The organism is Enterobacter sp. UPMP2061 (assembly GCF_053709615.1).
In genome coordinates, this window is the sequence record NZ_JBSKJP010000001.1 from 501,863 (window position 1) to 523,844 (window position 21,982).

Consider the following 21,982-nt stretch of genomic DNA (forward strand, 5'->3'; position numbering starts at 1 on the left):
TTCCAGGCAAAAAAGAGTGATAAAAATTTTTTACTGCCGCTTCGTGGGAAAAACCGGGAATTTGCTGGAGTGCATGCTGTACGGGCTGGAGGCAGTTATCCACTATTCCTGTGGATAACCTTGTGCATTAGAGTTAGAAAACCCGCGATAAGCGAGAGAATACGCGGGTTACAACCAAATTGATGCGAAACGCGGCTTAATAAATTAGTCTTTATTTTTTAACGAATTAGATAAAAGCAATTCCCTCAACGCCAGCGAGACCTGTTGCCATAAAACTTTCATAACCGCCCTTGACAAATGTTAAAAAAGTAATAGTTCTGGGGATAACCCCCTGAGGCTGGTGTTTTATTTTGTCACAGTCGAAATTTGGCTCGCGAACGCACTAATCCTCTCTGCGCTACGCTAAATATCCTGACACGCTACTGGTTTTTCATCCAGTGTTTTTTACTGGCAATCCTGGCCACAACGAGTAAAATTACTCACCTGCCGCTTATTCTGTCATCAGGTCGTCGCCCATGAGTAAACCGTTTAAACTGAATTCTGCTTTCCGTCCTTCCGGGGATCAGCCCGAGGCTATTCGTCGCCTGGAAGAGGGGCTGGAGGACGGGCTGGCGCACCAGACCCTGCTGGGGGTTACCGGTTCGGGCAAAACCTTCACCATTGCCAACGTCATTGCCGATCTCCAGCGTCCGACGATGGTTCTCGCGCCGAACAAAACGCTGGCGGCGCAGCTGTATGGTGAGATGAAAGAGTTCTTCCCGGAAAACGCGGTGGAGTATTTCGTCTCCTACTACGACTACTACCAGCCGGAAGCCTACGTTCCCAGCTCCGACACGTTTATCGAGAAAGATGCCTCGGTGAACGAACATATCGAGCAGATGCGTTTGTCGGCGACCAAGGCGCTGCTGGAGCGTCGTGATGTGGTGGTGGTGGCCTCGGTGTCGGCGATCTACGGCCTGGGCGATCCGGATCTCTATCTCAAGATGATGCTGCACCTGACGCAGGGGATGATCATCGATCAGCGTGCGATTTTGCGCCGTCTGGCGGAGTTGCAGTACACCCGTAACGATCAGGCGTTCCAGCGCGGGACCTTCCGCGTGCGCGGCGAGGTGATTGATATCTTCCCGGCGGAGTCGGACGATATGGCGCTGCGCGTGGAGCTGTTCGACGAAGAGGTTGAACGCCTGTCGCTGTTCGATCCGTTGACCGGTCACGTCGAGTCGGTGATCCAGCGCTTCACCATCTACCCGAAAACGCACTATGTAACGCCGCGCGAGCGTATTGTGCAGGCGATGGAAGAGATCAAAACCGAGCTGGCGGACCGCCGCAAGGTGCTGCTGGCGAACAATAAGCTGCTGGAAGAGCAGCGCCTGAGCCAGCGTACCCAGTTCGATCTGGAGATGATGAACGAGCTGGGCTACTGCTCCGGCATCGAAAACTACTCGCGCTACCTCTCCGGGCGCGGGCCGGGCGAAGCGCCGCCGACGCTGTTTGACTACCTTCCGGCGGACGGCCTGCTGGTGATCGACGAATCCCACGTTACGATCCCCCAGATCGGCGGGATGTACCGCGGTGACCGCGCGCGTAAAGAGACGCTGGTGGAGTACGGGTTCCGACTGCCGTCAGCGCTGGACAACCGTCCGATGAAGTTTGAAGAATTTGAGGCGCTTGCTCCGCAGACCATCTACGTATCGGCCACGCCGGGCAACTACGAGCTGGAAAAATCCGGTGATGACGTGGTGGACCAGGTGGTGCGTCCGACCGGGCTGCTGGATCCGATTATCGAGGTGCGTCCGGTGGCGACGCAGGTGGACGATCTGCTCTCGGAAATACGTGCCCGTTCCGCCATCAACGAGCGCGTGCTGGTTACCACGCTCACCAAACGTATGGCGGAAGATTTGACGGAGTATCTGGAAGAACACGGTGAGAAGGTGCGGTATCTGCACTCGGATATCGATACCGTGGAGCGTATGGAGATCATCCGCGATCTGCGTCTGGGCGAGTTCGACGTGCTGGTCGGTATTAACCTTCTGCGAGAAGGGCTGGATATGCCTGAGGTGTCGCTGGTGGCGATTCTGGACGCGGACAAAGAGGGCTTCCTGCGTTCCGAGCGCTCGCTGATCCAGACCATAGGCCGCGCCGCGCGTAACGTCAACGGGAAGGCGATCCTGTACGGGGATAAAATCACCCCGTCGATGGCCAAAGCGATTGGCGAAACGGAACGTCGTCGCGAGAAGCAGCAGCGCTACAACGAAGAGCACGGCATCACGCCGCAGGGGCTGAACAAGAAGGTGGTGGATATCCTGGCGCTGGGTCAGAACATTGCGAAGACCAAAGCGAAAGGCCGCAGCAAGGCCCGTTCAGTGGTGGAAGAGGATACCGTCGCGCTGACGCCGAAAGCGTTGCAGCAGAAGATCCACGAGCTGGAAGGGCAGATGATGCAGCACGCGCAGAACCTGGAGTTCGAAGAGGCCGCGCAAATCCGCGATCAGCTGCATCAGCTGCGGGATCTGTTTATTGCGGCATCGTAGTTTTTTGCCCGGTGGCGTTTTCTCCCTCTCCCTGTGGGAGAGGGCCGGGGTGAGGGCATCAGGCCGCACAAAACGAACCTAACCTAATGCCTGAATCGCCTTCTCCAGCGCCTCGCGCAGCAGATGGCGGTCGTGGCGATATTTAATATCGCTGGCTTCCAGCGGCTCCTGCACCACCACGCGATCGCCAATCCCCGATACATCCACTTTCGGCCCGACCACGACACCATCGATAATTTTCTTACCAACGTACTGTTCCATCAGGTCCAGCTTATCCGCCAGCGACAGGCTTGCCGCCGCCGGGCTGAGTTCGCGGCCTAAATTACCGATATAGACCATGGGCGCAGGCGTTCTGCGCAGCGCCTGCGCCAGCTCTTTCACCAGCAGGATCGGCATCAGGCTGGTATAAAAACTTCCCGGCCCAATCAGGATCAGATCGGCCTCGGCAATCGCTTCTACCGCTTCACGCGTTGCGGGTACGCTGGGGTAGGTCATTAGCTCTTTTGGCGGAAGAAGAAGCTGGTCGATATTCACTTCACCATACACTTCGTGATCGTCGGCATCGATCGCCATTAAATCCACCGGCTGTTCGGACATCGGGATCAGGAATGCATCCACCTTTAACAGGTTACGAATTAAATTGATCGCTTCCAGAGGGCGCACGCTCAGGTGATCCAACGCCTTTAACATCAGATTTCCAAGGTTATGGCCTGAAAGTTCACCATTTCCGCCAAAACGGTACTCAAACATTGCCGAGGCCACGCTTGGCTCCGTGATGAGCTGGTTGAGGCAATTGCGCATGTCACCCCAGGCTATCCCGCCTTCAGCACGTCGGATCCGCCCGGTTGAGCCGCCGTTGTCCGTTGTTGTCACGATGCCCGTCAGGCGCGAGCCCAGTGACGATAACGACGACATCACTCGTCCCAGACCGTGACCTCCGCCAAGAGCGACCACACGGTCCAGATCCGCAAAAGTGCGATTGCGCATACCTATTCCTTATCCTGTTAAGCTTGCGTCACAGTAACGCAACTACTCCTAAAAGACGATGCCTCTCACAAACCATAATGACGTATATCAATGCGAAAGCGCTGTTTTTGCGTATTCTGTAGTGAAAATGCACGATAACATCGTTATATATAAATTTATATAGCGAAAAGCGACAATGGCGAAGTGGCGATTTCCACGCTACTATCGCCATAACCCCGTTTTCAAAACTGAAAACATACACTCTAGCCCTGGCGCCTGTGTCGAGAGATATGGCGCCCTGGCCGTGGCGGATTTGCCACCAGGGTACAGAAAGAAATGACTGTGCCTCCCGATCTGGAAAGGTGTACATGGCTTCACAACTTACTGATGCTTTCGCGCGTAAGTTTTTCTACTTACGTTTGTCGATTACCGACGTGTGTAACTTCCGTTGCACCTACTGCCTGCCCGATGGCTACAAGCCGGGCAGCGTCACCAATAATGGCTTTCTCTCCGTGGATGAAGTACGCCGCGTCACGCGCGCGTTCTCTGAACTTGGCACGGAAAAAGTGCGTCTTACCGGGGGAGAGCCCTCCCTGCGCCGTGATTTCCCTGACATCATTGCCGCCGTGCGTGAAAACGAACGTATCCGCCAGATCGCGGTGACCACCAACGGTTACCGCATGGCGCGTGACGTGGCGAACTGGCGCGATGCGGGGCTGACGGCGATCAACGTCAGCGTCGATAGCCTGGACGCCCGTCAGTTCCACGCCATTACCGGCCAGGATAAGTTCCAGCAGGTGATGGACGGCATCGATGCCGCGTTCACCGCCGGTTTCGACAAGGTCAAAGTCAATACCGTGTTGATGCGTGATGTGAACCACCATCAGCTGGACACTTTCCTGGCGTGGATCAAACCGCGCCGCATTCAACTGCGTTTTATTGAGCTGATGGAGACCGGGGAGGGTAGCGAGCTGTTCCGTCGCCATCATATCTCCGGCATGGTTCTGCGCGACGAACTGCTGAAACGCGGCTGGATCCACCAGATCCGCCAGCGCAGCGATGGCCCGGCGCAGGTCTTTTGTCATCCGGATTATGAAGGCGAAATCGGCCTGATCATGCCCTATGAAAAAGACTTCTGTGCCAGCTGCAACCGCCTGCGCGTCTCCTCCGTCGGCAAGCTCCATCTTTGCCTGTTCGGGGATGGCGGCGTCGATCTACGCGATTTGCTGGAAGATGACGCCCAGCAGGACGCGCTTGAAGCACGTATTTCCGAGGCGCTGACGCACAAAAAGCAGACCCATTTCCTGCATCAGGGCAACACCGGCATTACTCAGAACCTGTCCTATATCGGCGGGTAATCAGGCTTTAGAAGGAACCAGAAGATGAGTCAGGTAAGCGCGGAATTTATCCCGACACGCATTGCTATTCTTACCGTTTCCGAACGTCGTGGTGAAGAGGATGATACCTCTGGCCACTGGCTGCGCGAGGCGGCACACGAAGCCGGACACCAGATTGTTGATAAAGCGATCGTCAAAGAAAACCGTTACGCCATTCGCGCTCAGGTCTCACAGTGGATTGCGGGTGATGACGTCCAGGTGGTGCTGATCACTGGCGGCACCGGCTTTACCGCAGGCGACCAGGCACCGGAAGCGCTGCTCCCGCTGTTCGATCGCGAAGTGGAAGGCTTCGGCGAAGTGTTCCGCATGCTCTCCTTTGAAGAGATTGGCACCTCTACGCTTCAGTCCCGTGCCGTCGCGGGGGTGGCGAATAAGACGCTGATCTTCGCCATGCCGGGGTCGACCAAAGCCTGCCGCACCGCGTGGGAAAACATTATTGCCCCGCAGCTGGATGCCCGTACCCGTCCGTGTAATTTTCATCCCCATTTAAAGAAATAAGCTATGTCACAACTGACCCACATAAACGCCGCTGGCGAAGCGCATATGGTGGATGTCTCCGCCAAAGCCGAAACGGTGCGCGAGGCGCGTGCTGAAGCGTTCGTCACCATGCTGCCGGAGACGCTGGCGATGATTATCGACGGCAGCCATCACAAGGGTGACGTGTTTGCCACCGCCCGCATCGCCGGTATTCAGGCCGCTAAACGTACCTGGGACCTCATCCCGCTCTGCCATCCGCTGATGCTCAGCAAAGTGGAGGTAAATTTGCAGGCGCAGCCGGCGCATAACCGTGTGCGTATCGAGTCCCTGTGCCGCTTAACCGGGAAAACCGGCGTGGAGATGGAGGCGTTGACGGCGGCCTCCGTGGCGGCGCTGACCATCTACGACATGTGTAAAGCGGTACAGAAAGATATGGTGATTGGCCCGGTGCGTCTGCTGGCAAAAAGCGGCGGCAAATCCGGTGATTTTAAGGTGGAAAGCCATGATTAAGGTGCTCTTTTTTGCCCAGGTCCGTGAGCTGGTCAATACCGACAGCCTGACGCTGGACGGCTCTTTCGAAAATGTCGCCGCCCTGCGTGCGCATCTGGCGGCGCAAGGCGACCGCTGGGCGCTGGCGCTGGACGAAGGCAAACTGCTGGCCGCCGTGAACCAGACGCTGGTGGAGTTGACCCACCCGCTGGCCGATGGGGACGAAGTGGCCTTCTTCCCGCCGGTCACAGGGGGTTAAGATGACGGAAACCCGAATTCTGGTCGGCCATGAGCGTTTTAACGTGGGCACGGAATATGACTGGCTGGCCGGGCGCGACGAAGACGGCGCGGTCGTGACGTTTACCGGGAAAGTGCGTAATCATAATCTCGGCGACAGCGTAAAAGCGCTGACGCTGGAGCACTATCCGGGAATGACCGAAAAATCGCTGGCGGCCATTGTGGAAGAGGCGCGAGGCCGCTGGCCACTAGGGCGCGTTACGGTTATCCATCGCATCGGCGAAATGTGGCCCGGCGAAGAGATTGTGTTTGTCGGCGTCACCAGCGCCCATCGCGGGAGTGCTTTTGCGGCGGGGGAGTTCATCATGGATTACCTTAAAACCAAAGCGCCGTTCTGGAAGCGTGAAGCGACGCCGGAAGGTGAGCGCTGGGTGGAATCACGCGACAGCGATAAACATGCCGCCAGCCGTTGGTAGTTGGTTTACGCGGATGTGTTACTCTTAACGTGTGTGTTTACTTAATCAGGAGTGAATCATGGACCGATTTCCGCGTTCCGATTCGATAGTTCAGCAGACCCGTAGCGGGCTGCAAACCTACATGGCTCAGGTGTATGGCTGGATGACGGTTGGCCTGCTGCTTACCGCGTTTATCGCGTGGTATGCGGCAAATACGCCTGAACTGATGATGTTTATCTTCTCAAGCAAAATCACCTTCTTTGGGCTGATTATTGCGCAACTGGCGCTGGTGTTCGTGCTCTCCGGGCTGGTGCACAAGCTCAGCGCGGGTATGGCGACCACGCTGTTTATGCTCTATTCGGCGCTGACCGGGCTGACGCTTTCCAGTATTTTCATCGTTTACACCTACTCTTCCATCGCCAGCACGTTTGTGGTGACTGGCGGGATGTTCGGTGTGATGAGCCTGTACGGTTACACCACCAAACGTGACCTGAGCGGCTTCGGCAACATGCTGTTTATGGGGCTGATTGGGATTGTGCTGGCGTCGCTGGTTAACCTGTGGCTGAAGAGTGACGCGCTGATGTGGGCGGTGACCTATATCGGGGTGGTGATCTTCGTGGGCTTAACCGCTTACGACACCCAGAAGCTGAAAAACATCGGTGAACAAATTGATGTTCGCGACAGTTCAAACCTGCGCAAATACTCGATTCTGGGCGCGCTGACGCTTTATCTGGATTTCATCAACCTGTTCCTGATGCTGCTGCGTATTTTTGGCAACCGTCGCTAGTTATTTCCCCCTCACCCTAACCCTCTCCCTCAGGGAGAGGGGATTGCACGGTGCGGGCTTTTCTCCCTCTCCCCGTGGGAGAGGGCCGGGGTGAGGGCATCAGACCGCAGCGCTACCCGACACAACTCACTTCGCCAACATCCTCTCGTTCTTCGCGCGCAGCTTCTTCGCCCGACTCTCCAGCACCAGATAACAGACCGTTGCCAGCGCCAGCGGCAGGAAGTAGTAGATCATGCGGTACGCGAGCAGGGCGGCGATAATCGTCCCGTGAGACACATGCTCCCCCGCAAGCAGCGCGATAAACACCGCCTCCAGTACGCCAATACCCGCCGGAATATGCACAATCACCCCGGCAATACTGCTTACCAGCAGCACGCCCAGCACGAAGAAGTAGTTCACATCTTCGCCAATCAACAGCCAGATAATGGCCCCCATCGCCATCCAGTTAGCGCTGGAAACCACCATTTGCAGGACGGCAAACTTCCATGACGGCAGCACCAGCTTCTGGCCTTTAATGGTCATGTGACGACGTTTGGCAAAGGCGCAGGCCCACAGGTAGGCGGCGATGATCATCAGCAGTACGATGCCCAGGATGCGCAGGGTAGCCTCATCGATGTACCAGTGCGCAGGCAGCTGCACCACGCCGATGGTGAAAATCACCCCGCCCAGCAGGATATACCCCAGCCAGTTGGTGGTGATGCTTAAGGAGAAAATACGCGTGATGGTGCCGCCCGGTAAGCCAAGGCGGGAGTACAGGCGATAGCGCATACCAATCCCGCCCACCCAGGTGCTCAGCGTCAGGTTAAAGGCGTAGCAGATGAATGACACCAGCATAACCTGCCGTTTGGCAAGCTTATGTCCGCAGTAGGCACGTCCCAGCAGGTCATAGCAGCCGTACATCAGGTAGCTCACAATCACCAGCCCAACGGCCCCCAGCAGGACTGTCCGGTTGTAGTTGCGAATAACTTTCCACACCTCTTCCCAGTCCACCTTTTGGGCATACACCACCAGCAGGACCGCGACGGCAATGAAGAACAGCCAGGTCAGGATTTTTTTCGCCAGCCGCCAGCGAGGATGAGATTTCGACATCAGGTTTTCCCTCCATCTTCCGCCTCTACGCGGTCCTGGGTTTCCATTTCGGGTTGCACAGGCGGATCCACCAGCGCCAGTTTCGGCGTATGCGCGGGCAGCCAGCCCACCATGGCCGGGAAGTGGCGCAGGAAGTGGAACACCACCACGCCGATGCCCACGTTCCACCAGCTCCGTTTCGGCACCATGGACTCATCCACACGCACGCAGTCTTTATTGATAAGACCCTGAAGGTTATCGCGCAGGGTCTGATTAAACTGGCGATCGTGGATGATCAGGTTCGCTTCCAGATTGAGCGATAAGCTCAGCGGATCGAGGTTGCTGGAGCCAACGGTCGCCCAGTGGTCATCCATCACGGCGACTTTGCCGTGCAGCGGGCGGCGGCGATATTCATAGATCTGCACGCCGCTTTTGACCAGATAGCGATAGAGCAGACGCGCGCCGACCTTCACAATCGGCATATCGGGCTCACCCTGCACGATAAGCTTCACGCTCACGCCGCGTCGGGCCGCGTTGCGCATGGCGTGCAAAATCCGGTAACCAGGGAAGAAATAGGCGTTGGCGATAATCACCTCGCGCTTCGCGTTCGCCAGCATCTTCAGGTAATGACGCTCGATATCGTCCCGGTGCTCCTCGTTATCCCGCCAGACGAACAGCGCCTGCGCCTCGCCGGGCTTGCGGTTCTCTTCCGGGCGATGACGGCGTCGCCACCAGCGGCGAGCGGCCTCTTTGCCGGGTAAGTTTTCCAGCACGAACAGCTGGATGTCCTGAACCACCGGTCCTTCGATACGGATCGCGTAGTCCTGTTTAGCTTCGGGACCGTAATCCGACATATGCTCGGCGGAGTAGTTAATGCCGCCAACGAAGGCCACCGTTTCATCCACCACCACAATTTTGCGGTGCATTCGGCGGAACAGGTTGGTGCGCATGCCGAACAGACGCGGGCCGGGATCGTAATAGCGGAACACCACCCCTGCGGCGGTGAGCTCGTTAACAAATTCGTCGCTGAGATCCGGCGAACCATATCCGTCGAGCAGAACCTCGATTTTTACACCGCGACGGGCGGCATGCAGCAGTGCGCTGTGCAACTGCCTGCCCACGTCGTCTTCAAACCAGATAAACGTTTCCAGAAAGACTTTCTGCTGTGCGTGGCTAATCGCCTCAAAAACCGCCGGATAAAAGTTATCGCCATTTTCCAGCAGCGTAATACGGTTACCTTCCTGCCATGTGCATTTCATAAGTGGATCTCCGCGCTGAGTGGGGCATGGTCGGAGAGATGTCGCCAGTTGAGTAAAGCCAGCGCCGTCGGGCTGCTGGCGTGGGCATTTTTTACGTAGATGCGGTCAAGGCGCAGCAGGGGGAAGCGCACCGGAAACGTCCGCGCGGGACGACCGCGTGAGCGGGTAAAGATCTCCTCCAGCCCCGCCTTCACCTTCAGCGGATGGTTGGCCCGCTGTCGCCAGTCGTTGAAATCACCGGCCACCACGACGGGCTCGCCCTCCGGCAGCGCATTGGTCCAGTCTGCCAGCATCTGTAGCTGGGCCTGACGGTGGGCTTCACGCAGGCCAAGATGAACACAGCCCACATGAATGGGAAAATCGAGCGCCGGGGGGGTGATACGACAGTATAACAGCCCGCGTTTTTCGCTCTCGCCAACGGAGACGTCGCGGTTCTCATAATGCTCGATAGGAAAACGCGACAGCACCGCGTTACCGTGATGCCCCTCCGGGTAGACCGCATTGCGCCCGTAGGCGTAATCGCTCCACATGGTATCCGCCAGAAACTCGTAGTGGGGCGTGTCGGGCCAGTTTTCGAAATGCATCGGGTGCACTTCGTGCGCGCCCATGACCTCCTGGAGGCAGACAATATCGGCGCTGACGGTGCGTACCGCGTCGCGCAGCTCCGGTAAAATGAAGCGGCGGTTAAATGCTGTGAAGCCCTTATGAATGTTTATCGTCAGCACCTTAAGCGAGAAATGCTGCGTTTTTTTGCTCATAAACACCTTCCTGGGTGACTATCCCGATGAAAATAAAGTGTAGTAGGCGTCACAAAAAGATGCGGCGTTACGGAATTTTCCGTAAAGTGCGGTAGTCTGAATTAGCAGAGAAAAATCCTTCAGGAGAGAAGCCATGAAGTGGCAACAACGCGTTCGTGTCGCAACCGGGTTGAGTTGCTGGCAGATAATGTTGCATTTACTGGTCGTGGCCGTACTGGTGATGGGCTGGATGAGCGGCACGCTGGTGCGTGTCGGCTTAGGGTTATGCGTGGTTTACGGCGTGACCGTGCTGTCGATGCTGTTTTTACAGCGTCACCACGACGCGCGCTGGCGTGAAGTGGGTGATGTGCTCGAAGAGCTCACCACCACCTGGTATTTTGGTGCGGCAATGATCGTCCTGTGGCTGTTGTCACGCGTGCTGCAAAACAACCTGCTGCTGGCCCTGGCGGGTCTGGCTATCCTCGCAGGGCCTGCGGTGGTGTCATTGCTCACCAAAGAGAAAAAACTACGCGATGTTTCGTCTAAACATCGCATAGGCCACTGAGCCCGTTGTGGCCGCGATGACCAGTAGCGGCCACAAACTTCCCCACACAATATCCAGACTCGCATCCTTCAGATAGATTTGCTTGGTGATATCCGTGAAGTGACGAATCGGGTTTATCCACGTCAAATCCTGTAACCACACCGGCATGTTCTCCACTGGCGAAACGTACCCTGAAAGCAAAATCGCCGGCATCATAAAGACAAACACCCCGATAAACGCCTGCTGCTGCGTTGAGCAGAGCGCGGAAATCAGCAGCCCAAACCCCACCAGCGACAGGCCGTAAATCACCATCGTGAAGTAAAACAGCGCCAGCGATCCGGCAAACGGGATCTGGTACGCCCATATTCCCACCCCCAGCACGATGGTGGCCTGGAACGTCGCGACAATCAGTGCCGGCACCGCCTTGCCGACAAATATCTGCCAGGTGGCGAGCGGTGAGACCAGCAGCTGATCCAGCGTACCTTGCTCACGTTCGCGCGCCACGGACAGCGAGGTGACAATCATCACGCCAATGGTGGTGATCATGGCGATCAGCGACGGCACCACAAACCATTTGTAGTCCAGGTTCGGGTTGTACCAGTTGCGCACCACCAGTTCGCTGTTGTTGGGTTTGGGTTTGCCCGCCATCAGCTCCTGCTGGTAATCCTTCACCACCTGTTGCAAATAGTTCGCCGCAATCTGGGCGCTGTTGGAGTTACGTCCGTCGAGGATCAGCTGCATCGGCGCGGTCTGGAATGTGTCCAGGTTGCGGGAGAAGTCCGCCGGGAAGCGTACCAGCAATAATGCTTTTTGCGTGTCGATGGTGGGCTGGATCGCCTGCGGGCTTTCCAGAAGCAGGACATGGGTAAAGGCTTTGGCGCGGGCGAAACGCTGCGTCAACTCGACGGAATGCTTGCCGTTGTCTTCGTTGTAAATGGCGATGGTGGCGTTGGTGACCTCCAGCGTGGCGGCAAACGGAAACAGTACAACCTGAAGCAGCACCGGCAGCACCAGAATGGCGCGGGTCTGCGGCTCGCGCAGCAAGGATTGCAGCTCTTTGCGGATCAATGTCCATAAACGGTGAAACATCGCGTCGTCCTCCTGTCGGGTGGCGCTTGCGCTTACCCGACCTACAAAATCCGATGGCTAATCTAATCTTCTTTTCGTTTTCATCCACGTCAGCCCGATAAACATCACCGCCGACGCCAGCAAAAACAGGGTGTTGATAATCAGCACCACCGGAATATTTCCCGCCAGGAACAGGCTTTGCAGGGTGCTCACAAAGTAGCGCGCCGGAATGATGTACGTCACGGCGCGGATCACCGCCGGCATACTGTCTATCTGGAAGATAAAGCCGGAGAGCATAATCGACGGCAGGAAGGCGGCATTAAGCGCCACCTGCGCGGCGTTAAACTGGTTGCGGGTGATGGTGGAAATTAACAGTCCCATCCCCAGCGTGCTGAGCAAAAACAGGCTGGTAATAAAGAACAGCAGCACCAGCGAGCCGCGGTACGGCACGCCAAGAATAAATACCGAGACCAGCATACACAGCAGCATCGCCAGCATGCCGAGGAAGTAGTAGGGGATCAGCTTGCAGAGCAGCAGCTCGACGCGCGTTACTTCGGTCGAGAGCAGCGCCTCCATGGTGCCGCGCTCCCATTCGCGGGCGATCACCAGCGAGGTGAGGATCGCGCCAATCACCGTCATGATGATGGTGACCGCCCCCGGAATAATAAAATGCTGGCTGATGGCGGCGGGGTTAAACCAGTAGCGCGTCTGCACGTCAATCAGCGGTTCAAACTCCTCCCCCCGGTCTTCGGCGCGCTGCATCTGCCAGAGCTGCCAGATACCCTCCGCGTAGCCCTGCACGAAGTTGGCGGTGTTCGGCTCGCTGCCGTCGGTGATCACCTGAATTGGCGCATCGGCGCCCGGGCGTGCCATATTGGCGGCAAAATCGACCGGAATGACGATCAGACCGCGAATTTTTCCGGCCTGCATTTTCTGGATCAGTTCCTGCCGGTTGTCGCTGATGGTGGCATCGATGTAGGGCGAGCCGGTCATGGCGTGGGTGAAGTCCAGCGCCTCTTCGCTCTGCTGCTCCAGCAAAATCCCGACCCGCAGCTTGCTGGAGTCGAGGTTAATCCCGTAGCCGAAAATAAACAGCAGCAGCAGGGGGATCACCACCGCAATCAGCCAGCTGCTGGGGTCACGCACAATCTGCCGCGTCTCTTTGACGCACAGGGCGCGCACCCGGCGCCAGGAAAGGGTGTTACTGCGCATGAGTATTCTCCTTATCCCAGTCTTGGATGAGGGTGATAAACGCCTGCTCCATGGTCGGGTCTGGCTGCGCGTCGTCGGCGGCCTGCGCTTTCAGGTCATCCGGCGTGCCGTGGGCAATCAGCTTGCCGCGATAGACCAGCCCGATGCGGTCGCAATACTCTGCCTCGTCCATAAAGTGGGTGGTGACCATCACGGTCACGCCTTTTTCCACCATGCTATTGATATGCAACCAGAATTCTCGGCGGGTGAGGGGGTCCACGCCTGAAGTCGGTTCATCAAGAAACAGGATATCCGGCTCGTGCATCAGTGAGCAGGCCAGCGCCAGCCGCTGTTTGAAGCCAAGCGGCAGCGCTTCGGTAGCGTGTGAGGCGATATCGGTCAGGCCGAAGGCGTCGCACATGCGGCCGATCTTCTCATTCTGTGCCCGTCCCCGCAGGCCGTAGACGCCGGAGAAAAATCGCAGATTTTGCTCCACCGTCAGGTTGCCGTAGAGCGAAAACTTCTGCGCCATATAGCCCAGGTGCTGGCGCGCCTTGCCGGAGCTGACTTTGAGATCCATGTTCAGCACCAGCGCTTTGCCGGAGGTCGGTACCAGCAGGCCGCACATCATTTTAAAGGTGGTGGATTTCCCCGCGCCGTTCGGCCCGAGCAGGCCAAATATCTCGCCGCGCTTCACGGCAAAATTGACGTTATCGGTGGCGGCGAAATCGCCGAATTTTTTGGTGAGCGATTTTGCTTCAATGACCGTTTCGCCCGGCGTGCCTTCCACCGTGTGCAGGATGGCGCCAAGCGGTGATTCTGAGGTTCCCGCCCCGCCCAGCAGATCGATAAACGCATCTTCAAAGCGCGGCGCGGTCTCTGTCATGTCGATCTCAGGCATACCCTGCGCACGGCGGATATCGTCGGCGGTAGTCTCTTTTTTGAGGATCACGCGCACCGAACGGCCCTGAATCATCCCATCGCTCACCTGCGGCAGCTTCAGTACCCGTTGCAGCAGCTTGCGGTTGGACTCCTGCGCGCTGTGCAGCAGAAAACTGCGCCCGGCCATGGTTTGCGTCAGCTCGGTGGGTTCGCCCTGATAGAGCAGTTCGCCTTCATTCATCAGCAGCACGTCGCGGCACTGCTCTGCTTCATCAAGGTAAGAGGTACTCCAGAGGATCAGCATGCCGTCACCCGCCAGCTCGTGCACCATCTGCCACAGCTCGCGGCGGGAAATCGGGTCCACGCCCACGCCGGGTTCATCCAGCAAGAGCACCTTCGGTTCGCCCACCAGCGTGCAGGCCAGCCCCAGCTTCTGCTTCATCCCGCCGGAAAGTTTGCCCGCCAGCCGGTCGGTGAACGGGCCGAGGGAGGTAAACGCCAGCAGACGCTGGAAGGTTTTCTGCCGGGTTTCGCCGGTAACGCTGCGCAGATCGGCATACAGGTTGAGGTTTTCCATTACCGTCAGATCTTCGTACAGACCAAACTTCTGCGGCATATAGCCGAGCATGCCGTGGAGCGCCGCGTCGTCTTTGATCGGATCGAGGCCAAGCACGCTGGCACTGCCTTCATCCGGCTTCAGCAATCCCGCCAGCATCCGCATCAGCGTGGTTTTACCCGCGCCGTCCGGCCCCACCAGCCCGGTCACATAGCCTTTCTGAATCGTACAATTCAGCGGTGCGACCGCCGGTTTGGCCATTCCCGGGAAGCGTTTGACCAGATTGTTGAGCTGGATAACCGCATCATTCATGTCGTTCCCCGTCGTTTAAGGTCACGGTAACAGGCATGCCCTGACGCAGCGCGTCGTCCGCATCGGTGACGATGATGCGCAGGCGATACACCAGGTCGGTACGCAGGTCCGGGGTTTCAACGGTTTTTGGCGTGAACTCGGCGGTAGGGGAGACGAAGCCCACTTTGCCGTGATACGGCTTGTCCGGGCGACCGTCGGTATAGAGCAGCAGTTCGCGGCCCGGCTGCATCTGGCCAAGATTTGGCTCATCAATGTAAGCGCGCACCCACACCGGACGGGTTAAGGAGAGCGTTAACACGGTGCTGCCCGCGCTGAGCATGCTGCCCGGCTCCACGGCGCGGGTCATCAGCGTGCCGTCAGACGGGGCGATTAACGTGGTGTCGTGCAGATCCAGCTCCGCCTGGGCTAACTGCGCCTGCGCCTGCTCAAGGCTGGCCTTCGCCTGGGCAATGTCCTGCGCACGGTTACCGGTGCGGTACTGGCTTAGCTTATCCTGGGCAGATTTCAGCGTCGCCTGTGCCTGGTCGCGGGATGAGCGCGCGTTTTCCAGGTCGTTGGCGGAAATAGTACGGCTTTTCCATAAGCCTTGCTGACGGTTATAGAAATTCTGCGCATAGTCATAGGCGGCTTTTGCCTGCTTAACGGCAGCGGCCGCCTGGGAGATCTCTTCGTCACGGTAGCCCGCCAGCATCAGGTCGTATTGCGCCTGTGCGACGGAGACGCCTGCTTTTGCCTGCATCAGCGCGTTCTCAAACGGGGCTTTGTCCAGCATTCCCAGCGTCTGCCCGGCTTTGATGGCATCGCCTTCGTCAACGTTCAGCGAGGCCAGCCGTCCGCCGACGCGGAAGCTCATGTTCACGGTGCGGATATCCACGTTGCCGTACAGCGTCAGGCCACGATCCTGCTGGCTCTGATACCACAGCCAGCCACCGATTCCCGCAGCAAGTAACACAACAACCACCAGAATTATGGCGACAGGTTTTTTCATGACTTCAGGCTCCTTTGCGTTAAGCCTTGCAGGATCAGATCAACGTGACAGGTAATGACCTGGCTAATTTGCGCGGCTTTATCCTCATCGAATTGTGTCCAGCCCGTACGTAACAGGATGGTCTCACGCCCCAGACGGAAGGCGAGCACTTCGCCCAGCAGGGCGTGGGTATGCAAAATGGTGTCGGTATCGCTGGCGTCCCGTCCGGTATAGGCGGCGATCAGCCGGGTCAGATGGCCGTGCATCGGGGCGATCACCTGATCGTGCACCAGCTGGTACGCGGCAGTGGGGGAGAGCTGCTCGCGGGAGATAAATTTGCTCAGGTTCAGCGTATCGTCGTGCGTCAGCAGGCGGATCATGTTGTGACAGGCGTTAAGGATCAGCTGGCGGAGGGCAGCCCGGTCAGGCTCTGGCTGGCTGAACAGCGCGGTGGCTTCTTCCACGTGCGGGCGAAAGCTGGTGCCGATAAAATCCGCGATCCACTGGGCGCAGGCGAGGTATAAATCCTCTTTTGAGCCAAAATAGTAGGTGATGGCTGCAATATTCTGCCCGGCCTGAGCGGCGATATCCCGCGTGGTGGCATGCAGACCATACTCGCCAAACTGCGCCAGCGCGGCGGCGATAAGCTGACTTTTCGCCTGTTCGCCTTTGGTTGTCGTTGGGGTTGTATTCATAGCAGCATTAAAAATTAATCAATCGATTGATTAAGATTATGCCTGATTTGCGCAAACGTCGAGTCATGGCCGGGGATATTTTATGCGCCACGTCACAAAAGCTGCTACACTCCGCTCCTTCGCGACATTGTGGTTTTTGTCCTTCTATTCGTTATATCTCCCTGAAAACTACACCTGTGATGGTCGGGGCGGTTCGGAGTTTTTATGTCTTTTGATTCCCTTGGTCTGAACCCGGAAATTCTGCGCGCCATCGCAGAGCAGGGCTACGTTGAGCCAACCCCTATCCAGCAGCAGGCCATTCCGGCCGTTTTGCAGGGCCGTGACCTGATGGCAAGCGCGCAGACCGGTACCGGTAAGACCGCAGGCTTTACCCTGCCGCTGCTGGAGCTGTTGGTAAAAAACCAGCCGCACGCCAAAGGCCGTCGTCCGGTGCGTGCGCTGATCCTCACCCCAACCCGCGAACTGGCGGCCCAGATTGGCGAGAATGTGCGTGAATACAGCCGCTACCTCAACATTCGTTCGCTGGTGGTTTTCGGCGGGGTAAGCATTAACCCACAGATGATGAAGCTGCGCGGCGGCGTGGACGTGCTGGTGGCAACGCCGGGGCGTCTGCTGGATCTGGAACACCAGAACGCGGTGAAGCTCGATAACATCGAAATTCTGGTGCTGGACGAAGCCGACCGTATGCTGGATATGGGCTTCATCCACGACATTCGCCGCGTGCTGGCGAAGCTGCCGACGCGTCGTCAGAACCTGCTCTTCTCCGCGACTTTCTCCGACGAGATCAAGGCACTGGCGGAAAAGCTGCTGCATAACCCGCTGGAAGTGGAAGTCGCGCGCCGCAATACCGCCTCCGAGCAGGTGACGCAGCACGTGCACTTTGTGGATAAGAAGCGCAAGCGGGAACTGCTCTCCCAGATGATCGGCCAGGGCAACTGGCAGCAGGTACTGGTCTTTACCCGCACCAAGCACGGCGCTAACCACCTGGCGGAACAGCTGAATAAAGACGGTATTCGCAGCGCGGCGATCCACGGCAACAAGAGTCAGGGTGCGCGTACCCGCGCGCTGGCTGATTTTAAATCCGGCGACATACGTGTGCTGGTGGCAACCGACATCGCCGCCCGTGGCCTGGACATTGAAGAGCTGCCGCACGTGGTGAACTACGAGCTGCCAAACGTGCCGGAAGACTACGTGCACCGTATCGGCCGTACCGGCCGTGCGGCGGCAACCGGGGAAGCGCTTTCTCTGGTCTGCGTGGATGAACACAAGCTGCTGCGCGACATCGAACGTCTGCTGAAGAAAGAGATCCCGCGCATTGATACCCCGGGTTATGAAGTGGACCCGTCGATCAAAGCTGAGCCAATTCAGAACGGTCGTCAGGGCGGCGGTCGCGGTCAGGGTGGCGGTGGTCGCGGTCAGCAGCCGCGTCGTGCCGAAGGTGGCGCGCCGAAATCTTCGGGCAAACCGCCGCGTCGTAATAACGACAGCAAACCAGCCGGTGAAAACCCGTGGCGTAGCGGCGAAGGGAAACCGGCAGGCGAGGGGCAGCGCCGACGCCGCCCGCGTAAACCTGCTAACCCGCAGTAATCTGGAAGCCCGGTCGTAAAGCCGGGCTTTTCTTTTTGCGGCAGCGAAGAGAAAGTGCCACAATAGTGGCTGTTTATACAGTATTTCAGGTTTTCCAATGGCTTTAACCGCTGCGCTCAAGGCGCAAATTGGCGCATGGTATAAGGCGCTACAACAGCAGATCCCCGATTTTATCCCCCGAGCGCCGCAGCGGCAGATGATTGCTGACGTGGCCAAAACGCTCGCCGGGGACGACGGGCGACATCTGGCGATTGAAGCCCCGACCGGCGTCGGGAAAACCCTGTCGTATCTCATTCCCGGCATTGCCATCGCGCGGGAAGACGACAAAACGCTGGTGGTCAGTACCGCTAACGTGGCCTTGCAGGATCAGATCTTCAGCAAAGATTTGCCGCTGCTGCGCAAAATTATCCCCGATTTACGGTTCACCGCCGCCTTTGGTCGCGGGCGCTACGTCTGCCCGCGCAATCTGGCGGCGCTGGCCAGCAGTGAACCCTCCCAGCAGGATCTGCTCGCGTTTCTTGATGACGAGCTGACGCCAAACAACAAGGCGGAGCAGGAGCAGTGCGCAAAGCTAAAGGCCGATCTCGACGGCTACAGGTGGGACGGCCTGCGGGATCACACCAGCCAGGCGATCGGCGACGACCTGTGGCGCAGGCTCAGCACCGATAAAGCGAGCTGCCTGAACCGCAACTGTCATTACTATCGCGAGTGCCCGTTCTTTGTCGCCCGGCGTGAGATTCAGGAAGCGGAGGTGGTTGTCGCCAACCATGCGCTGGTGATGGCTGCCCTGGAGAGTGAAGCGGTCCTGCCGGAGCCCAAAAACCTGCTGCTGGTGCTGGATGAAGGTCATCATCTGCCCGACGTGGCGCGGGATGCGCTGGAGATGAGTGCGGAAATTACCGCCCCGTGGTTTCGCCTGCAACTCGATCTGTTCTGCAAGCTGGTGGCAACCTGCATGGAGCAGTTCCGTCCGAAAACCACGCCGCCGCTGGCGGTCCCGGAGCGGTTGAGCGAGCACTGTGAAGAGGTGTACGGCCTCATCGCCTCGCTGAATAACATTCTCAACCTGTATCTTCCCGCCACCCAGGAAGCGGAACACCGCTTTGCGATGGGGGAGTTGCCACAGGAAGTGATGGAGATTTGCCAGCAGCTGGCGAAGCACCTTGAAAAGCTGCGCGGGCTGGCGGAGATGTTCTTAAACGATCTCAGCGAGAAAACCGGTACCCATGACGTGGTGCGCTTGCACCGCATTCTGCTGCAAATGAACCGCGCGCTGGGTATGTTTGAGGCGCAGAGCAAACTCTGGCGGCTGGCCTCGATGGCGCAGGCGTCCGGGGCGCCAGTGACAAAGTGGGCCACCCGCGAAGTGCGAGACGGACAGGTACATCTGTTCTTCCACTGCGTGGGCATCCGCGTGGCCGATCAGCTGGAAAAGCTGATCTGGCGCAGCGTGCCGCACGTGGTAGTGACGTCGGCAACCCTGCGTTCACTGAACAGCTTCTCAAGGTTACAGGAAATGAGCGGCCTGAAAGAGAAAGCGGGGGACCGTTTTGTGGCCCTGGACTCGCCGTTCAACCACTGTGAGCAGGGCAAGCTGGTGATCCCGCGCATGAACTATGAGCCGCTTATCGATAACGAAGAGCAGCATATTGCGGAAATGGCGGCCTACTTCCGCGAGCAGGTTGAGAGTAAAAAATACCCCGGTATGCTGGTGCTGTTTGCCAGCGGCCGCGCGATGCAACGCTTCCTGGAGCACGTCACCGATCTGCGCTTACTCCTGCTGGTGCAGGGCGATCAGCCGCGCTATCGGCTGGTGGAAACGCACCGTAAACGCATTGATAACGGCGAGCGTAGCGTGCTGGTGGGGCTACAGTCCTTTGCGGAAGGGCTGGATTTAAAAGGCGACTACCTGACGCAGGTGCATATCCATAAAATTGCCTTCCCGCCCATCGACAGCCCGGTGGTGATCACCGAAGGCGAATGGCTGAAAAGCCTTAACCGTTATCCGTTTGAAGTGCAAAGCCTGCCTGCGGCGTCGTTTAACCTGATCCAGCAGGTCGGGCGCTTGATCCGTAGCCACGGCTGCTGGGGCGAGGTGGTGATTTATGACAAACGCCTGCTTACCAAAAACTATGGCCAGCGGCTGCTGAATGCGCTGCCGATCTTCCCGATTGAGCAGCCAGAAGTGCCGGAGGTAAAAAAACGCCCGGCAAAACCCTCTGCCGGGCGTACAAAAAGCATCCGTGCAAAGAGGCGCGGTCCTACTGGTAAGTGAATGTTACCTGAATCACGCTGTTGAACGTCCCGGCAGTGACGGGCATTGAGGTGGCGTAGTAGCGTGCGGACAGAGGAAAGGTTGCCGTGTGGTCGCTCGGATTGATGGCGGCGTTAAAGGCGGCCTGCGGGGCAATCAGTATTTTGTCCTGTCGGTCTGCCAGCTCCAGCGCCAGTCCCTTTGCGCTACCGATATTGGCAAATTTGGTCGGATGCACGCTGTCTGCCTGGCCATAGAAAAAGGCCGTGGCAAGCGCCAGCGTGGCTGGGCAGTGCGATACTGACAGGGAAAAGTCTTTCCACTCGCCGGTATCCCCCACGTCTCTAAAACTGCCCGACACCGCCTGGCCTAAGTCCACCGTCAGGTTGCGGCTGGCGCTGTCAATGACGCAGGTATTGGCGTAAATATTTCCCGTCATCTGGATCTGAATGTCGTCTGCGTGAGCCTGGGCCAGTAAGCCCACCGCCAGAAACGCGATTGTCTTTTTCATGTTTGTCACTTATAGGCGAGAGTGATGGTTGCTACGGTGTTGGCGGGGCCGGGCGTCACCACATCGCTGGTCTGCTCGTAGCGAACCTGAAAGGGGATATCCAGCGTTTCATTGGCAACGGCCTGGCTTTGGGTGTTGACGTAGGAGTCAAAGGTCGCGATATGGTCATCAAACAGCATTCTTACCCCGACGCCCCTTGCCATGCCCGTCTGCTTCGTCAGTTTGATCACTCCCTCAAATGCCGTTTCGTACCCGTTAGCACTGGTGATTTTTAGCTCAGGCTGAACGGTTGTGTCACAGTTAACGGTGATATTAAACATCTGAGCGGGGCTGGATAAAAACCCCACGCTCATAAAATCACTGACGGGAAAATCGCCCAAATTAACGGTGAGATTTTTTGGCGAAACAGAGCAGGTGACCTGATGCAAAATGACGTTACCTGCATACGCAATATGATTAGGGCTGCCGATCCCTTCATGGCCAAAAACGCCAATGCCGAATTCGGTCTGAGACTGCACCAGCGTGCCGGATGTCACGGCGTCGCTTGTTTTCACCAGTTCAAGCGTGACGTCAAAGTTAAACGACTGTGTGCCATCGGTAGAAACATAGGCAACAGGCGTTCCGCGTGAATCGCACTGTACTCCGCCGGCTCCGCTGATTCGCTGACCCTGATCGTTCATTAGTGCGACCCCAATCCCCGGTACGCCGGAATCATAAACGCCCCTGAGCCCAGGAATTTCCGCGCCGGTGCCGTAGTAGCAGGAAACAATTTCCAGACCGCTGTCGATACTCTGATCGCAGTGCCCGGCAACATGAACGCTTTGCTCTGTACCCGGGATAGTTGCGCCAACGGCCAGCGTCGTGGGGACAGAGATGGAGGCCACGTTAATCATTTTGGGCAGATCCGGCGTGGTGCAGGTCGCCTTCGCATGCGGCATAAATAACGCGGCGGTTCCCAGAACCAGTAAGAAAAAGCACTGTTTAATCATTTGCATAATCGTTAGCCTGAACG

General features: G+C 57.6%; 21 protein-coding genes and 1 riboswitch. Of the genes, 10 read left to right on the plus strand and 11 right to left on the minus strand.

The window, feature by feature from the left end:
* Positions 1–515 precede the first annotated feature (515 nt).
* On the plus strand, positions 516–2,531 hold the full coding sequence (gene uvrB, locus ACWKXX_RS02430; RefSeq protein ID WP_023303330.1) for an excinuclease ABC subunit UvrB: 2,016 nt from the start codon (positions 516–518) through the stop codon (positions 2,529–2,531).
* Positions 2,532–2,609: 78 nt separating this feature from the next.
* Here the strand turns inward: uvrB and yvcK are convergent, their stop codons facing one another.
* Positions 2,610–3,518, minus strand: coding sequence for a uridine diphosphate-N-acetylglucosamine-binding protein YvcK (gene yvcK, locus ACWKXX_RS02435; RefSeq protein ID WP_017384936.1), 909 nt, complete (start codon positions 3,516–3,518; stop codon positions 2,610–2,612).
* 226 nt (positions 3,519–3,744) lie between these two features.
* Positions 3,745–3,878, plus strand: a riboswitch (molybdenum cofactor riboswitch).
* Here yvcK and moaA point away from each other — a divergent pair.
* From moaA to ACWKXX_RS02465, 6 genes are all read left to right on the plus strand, one after another.
* A complete protein-coding gene (gene moaA, locus ACWKXX_RS02440) occupies positions 3,866–4,855 on the plus strand; it encodes a GTP 3',8-cyclase MoaA (protein ID WP_017384935.1) in 990 nt (329 codons plus the stop codon). Its footprint overlaps the riboswitch before it by 13 nt.
* A 24-nt stretch (positions 4,856–4,879) precedes the next feature.
* Entirely contained in the window at positions 4,880–5,392 is a 513-nt protein-coding gene (moaB, locus tag ACWKXX_RS02445; RefSeq protein WP_015571084.1) for a molybdenum cofactor biosynthesis protein B, read from the plus strand.
* Between the two features lie 3 nt (positions 5,393–5,395).
* Positions 5,396–5,881, plus strand: a complete 486-nt coding sequence (gene moaC / locus ACWKXX_RS02450; RefSeq protein WP_017384934.1) for a cyclic pyranopterin monophosphate synthase MoaC — start codon at positions 5,396–5,398, stop codon at positions 5,879–5,881.
* A complete protein-coding gene (gene moaD / locus ACWKXX_RS02455) occupies positions 5,874–6,119 on the plus strand; it encodes a molybdopterin synthase sulfur carrier subunit (protein WP_003858510.1) in 246 nt (81 codons plus the stop codon). The genes moaC and moaD overlap by 8 nt, the downstream gene beginning before the upstream one ends.
* 1 nt (position 6,120) lies before the next feature.
* The gene (moaE, locus tag ACWKXX_RS02460; RefSeq protein WP_015571082.1) at positions 6,121–6,573 is read left to right on the plus strand and encodes a molybdopterin synthase catalytic subunit MoaE; all 453 of its coding nucleotides are present in this window, start codon (positions 6,121–6,123) and stop codon (positions 6,571–6,573) included.
* Between the two features lie 58 nt (positions 6,574–6,631).
* Positions 6,632–7,339 (plus strand): Bax inhibitor-1/YccA family protein, encoded by a 708-nt coding sequence (locus ACWKXX_RS02465; RefSeq protein ID WP_015571081.1) that lies wholly within the window; start codon positions 6,632–6,634, stop codon positions 7,337–7,339.
* Between the two features lie 126 nt (positions 7,340–7,465).
* On the opposite strand, the gene ACWKXX_RS02470 is transcribed toward ACWKXX_RS02465, so the two are convergent.
* Genes ACWKXX_RS02470 through ACWKXX_RS02480 form a run of 3 tightly spaced genes read right to left on the minus strand, consistent with a single transcriptional unit; the run spans position 7,466 to position 10,424 of the window.
* On the minus strand, positions 7,466–8,428 hold the full coding sequence (locus ACWKXX_RS02470) for a lysylphosphatidylglycerol synthase domain-containing protein (protein WP_032670295.1): 963 nt from the start codon (positions 8,426–8,428) through the stop codon (positions 7,466–7,468).
* A complete protein-coding gene (gene clsB / locus ACWKXX_RS02475; protein ID WP_015571079.1) occupies positions 8,428–9,666 on the minus strand; it encodes a cardiolipin synthase ClsB in 1,239 nt (412 codons plus the stop codon). Before clsB ends, ACWKXX_RS02470 begins: the two co-directional genes overlap by 1 nt.
* Positions 9,663–10,424 carry an endonuclease/exonuclease/phosphatase family protein gene (locus ACWKXX_RS02480; protein ID WP_017384933.1) on the minus strand — a complete coding sequence of 254 codons (762 nt, stop codon included), beginning with the start codon at positions 10,422–10,424 and terminating at the stop codon, positions 9,663–9,665. Before ACWKXX_RS02480 ends, clsB begins: the two co-directional genes overlap by 4 nt.
* A gap of 133 nt (positions 10,425–10,557) precedes the next feature.
* Between ACWKXX_RS02480 and ACWKXX_RS02485 the strand changes: the two genes are divergently transcribed.
* Complete coding sequence (locus ACWKXX_RS02485) at positions 10,558–10,968, plus strand: YbhQ family protein (RefSeq protein WP_003858499.1); 411 nt, start codon at positions 10,558–10,560, stop codon at positions 10,966–10,968.
* On the opposite strand, the gene ACWKXX_RS02490 is transcribed toward ACWKXX_RS02485, so the two are convergent.
* From ACWKXX_RS02490 to cecR, 5 genes are read right to left on the minus strand one after another with little or no spacing between them, the layout of a single operon-like run.
* Positions 10,930–12,036, minus strand: coding sequence for an ABC transporter permease (locus ACWKXX_RS02490; RefSeq protein ID WP_017384932.1), 1,107 nt, complete (start codon positions 12,034–12,036; stop codon positions 10,930–10,932). The genes ACWKXX_RS02485 and ACWKXX_RS02490 overlap by 39 nt on opposite strands.
* Positions 12,037–12,093: 57 nt before the next feature.
* Positions 12,094–13,227 carry an ABC transporter permease gene (locus ACWKXX_RS02495; RefSeq protein ID WP_023296150.1) on the minus strand — a complete coding sequence of 378 codons (1,134 nt, stop codon included), beginning with the start codon at positions 13,225–13,227 and terminating at the stop codon, positions 12,094–12,096.
* A complete protein-coding gene (locus ACWKXX_RS02500) occupies positions 13,217–14,956 on the minus strand; it encodes an ATP-binding cassette domain-containing protein (RefSeq protein WP_015571076.1) in 1,740 nt (579 codons plus the stop codon). The genes ACWKXX_RS02495 and ACWKXX_RS02500 overlap by 11 nt, the downstream gene beginning before the upstream one ends.
* Positions 14,949–15,944, minus strand: coding sequence for a secretion protein HlyD (gene hlyD, locus ACWKXX_RS02505; RefSeq protein WP_017384929.1), 996 nt, complete (start codon positions 15,942–15,944; stop codon positions 14,949–14,951). The genes ACWKXX_RS02500 and hlyD overlap by 8 nt, the downstream gene beginning before the upstream one ends.
* On the minus strand, positions 15,941–16,618 hold the full coding sequence (gene cecR / locus ACWKXX_RS02510) for a transcriptional regulator CecR (protein ID WP_261666358.1): 678 nt from the start codon (positions 16,616–16,618) through the stop codon (positions 15,941–15,943). Before cecR ends, hlyD begins: the two co-directional genes overlap by 4 nt.
* A gap of 204 nt (positions 16,619–16,822) precedes the next feature.
* On the opposite strand from cecR, the gene rhlE reads away from it, so the two are divergent.
* The gene (rhlE, locus tag ACWKXX_RS02515; protein WP_261666357.1) at positions 16,823–18,205 is read left to right on the plus strand and encodes an ATP-dependent RNA helicase RhlE; all 1,383 of its coding nucleotides are present in this window, start codon (positions 16,823–16,825) and stop codon (positions 18,203–18,205) included.
* A gap of 97 nt (positions 18,206–18,302) precedes the next feature.
* Positions 18,303–20,480 carry an ATP-dependent DNA helicase DinG gene (dinG, locus tag ACWKXX_RS02520; protein WP_045347398.1) on the plus strand — a complete coding sequence of 726 codons (2,178 nt, stop codon included), beginning with the start codon at positions 18,303–18,305 and terminating at the stop codon, positions 20,478–20,480.
* On the opposite strand, the gene ACWKXX_RS02525 is transcribed toward dinG, so the two are convergent.
* Complete coding sequence (locus tag ACWKXX_RS02525) at positions 20,467–20,970, minus strand: fimbrial protein (protein WP_045334168.1); 504 nt, start codon at positions 20,968–20,970, stop codon at positions 20,467–20,469. The two genes, dinG and ACWKXX_RS02525, sit on opposite strands and share 14 nt — an antisense overlap.
* Before the next feature lie 5 nt (positions 20,971–20,975).
* Entirely contained in the window at positions 20,976–21,965 is a 990-nt protein-coding gene (locus ACWKXX_RS02530) for a fimbrial protein (protein WP_261666356.1), read from the minus strand.
* Positions 21,966–21,982 lie beyond the last annotated feature (17 nt).

Bases quoted from the DNA above. Each gene is read 5' to 3' on its own strand.
- moaA (WP_017384935.1), top strand. From the start codon at position 3,866: ATGGCTTCACAACTTACTGATGCTTTCGCGCGTAAGTTTTTCTACTTA.
- ACWKXX_RS02495 (WP_023296150.1), bottom strand. From the start codon at position 13,227: ATGCGCAGTAACACCCTTTCCTGGCGCCGGGTGCGCGCCCTGTGCGTC.
- dinG (WP_045347398.1), top strand. From the start codon at position 18,303: ATGGCTTTAACCGCTGCGCTCAAGGCGCAAATTGGCGCATGGTATAAG.
- ACWKXX_RS02470 (WP_032670295.1), bottom strand. From the start codon at position 8,428: ATGTCGAAATCTCATCCTCGCTGGCGGCTGGCGAAAAAAATCCTGACC.
- ACWKXX_RS02490 (WP_017384932.1), bottom strand. From the start codon at position 12,036: ATGTTTCACCGTTTATGGACATTGATCCGCAAAGAGCTGCAATCCTTG.
- ACWKXX_RS02525 (WP_045334168.1), bottom strand. From the start codon at position 20,970: ATGAAAAAGACAATCGCGTTTCTGGCGGTGGGCTTACTGGCCCAGGCT.
- ACWKXX_RS02480 (WP_017384933.1), bottom strand. From the start codon at position 10,424: ATGAGCAAAAAAACGCAGCATTTCTCGCTTAAGGTGCTGACGATAAAC.
- moaB (WP_015571084.1), top strand. From the start codon at position 4,880: ATGAGTCAGGTAAGCGCGGAATTTATCCCGACACGCATTGCTATTCTT.
- ACWKXX_RS02530 (WP_261666356.1), bottom strand. From the start codon at position 21,965: ATGCAAATGATTAAACAGTGCTTTTTCTTACTGGTTCTGGGAACCGCC.
- uvrB (WP_023303330.1), top strand. From the start codon at position 516: ATGAGTAAACCGTTTAAACTGAATTCTGCTTTCCGTCCTTCCGGGGAT.
- ACWKXX_RS02465 (WP_015571081.1), top strand. From the start codon at position 6,632: ATGGACCGATTTCCGCGTTCCGATTCGATAGTTCAGCAGACCCGTAGC.
- rhlE (WP_261666357.1), top strand. From the start codon at position 16,823: ATGTCTTTTGATTCCCTTGGTCTGAACCCGGAAATTCTGCGCGCCATC.
- moaD (WP_003858510.1), top strand. From the start codon at position 5,874: ATGATTAAGGTGCTCTTTTTTGCCCAGGTCCGTGAGCTGGTCAATACC.
- hlyD (WP_017384929.1), bottom strand. From the start codon at position 15,944: ATGAAAAAACCTGTCGCCATAATTCTGGTGGTTGTTGTGTTACTTGCT.
- moaE (WP_015571082.1), top strand. From the start codon at position 6,121: ATGACGGAAACCCGAATTCTGGTCGGCCATGAGCGTTTTAACGTGGGC.
- cecR (WP_261666358.1), bottom strand. From the start codon at position 16,618: ATGAATACAACCCCAACGACAACCAAAGGCGAACAGGCGAAAAGTCAG.
- clsB (WP_015571079.1), bottom strand. From the start codon at position 9,666: ATGAAATGCACATGGCAGGAAGGTAACCGTATTACGCTGCTGGAAAAT.
- yvcK (WP_017384936.1), bottom strand. From the start codon at position 3,518: ATGCGCAATCGCACTTTTGCGGATCTGGACCGTGTGGTCGCTCTTGGC.
- ACWKXX_RS02485 (WP_003858499.1), top strand. From the start codon at position 10,558: ATGAAGTGGCAACAACGCGTTCGTGTCGCAACCGGGTTGAGTTGCTGG.
- ACWKXX_RS02500 (WP_015571076.1), bottom strand. From the start codon at position 14,956: ATGAATGATGCGGTTATCCAGCTCAACAATCTGGTCAAACGCTTCCCG.
- moaC (WP_017384934.1), top strand. From the start codon at position 5,396: ATGTCACAACTGACCCACATAAACGCCGCTGGCGAAGCGCATATGGTG.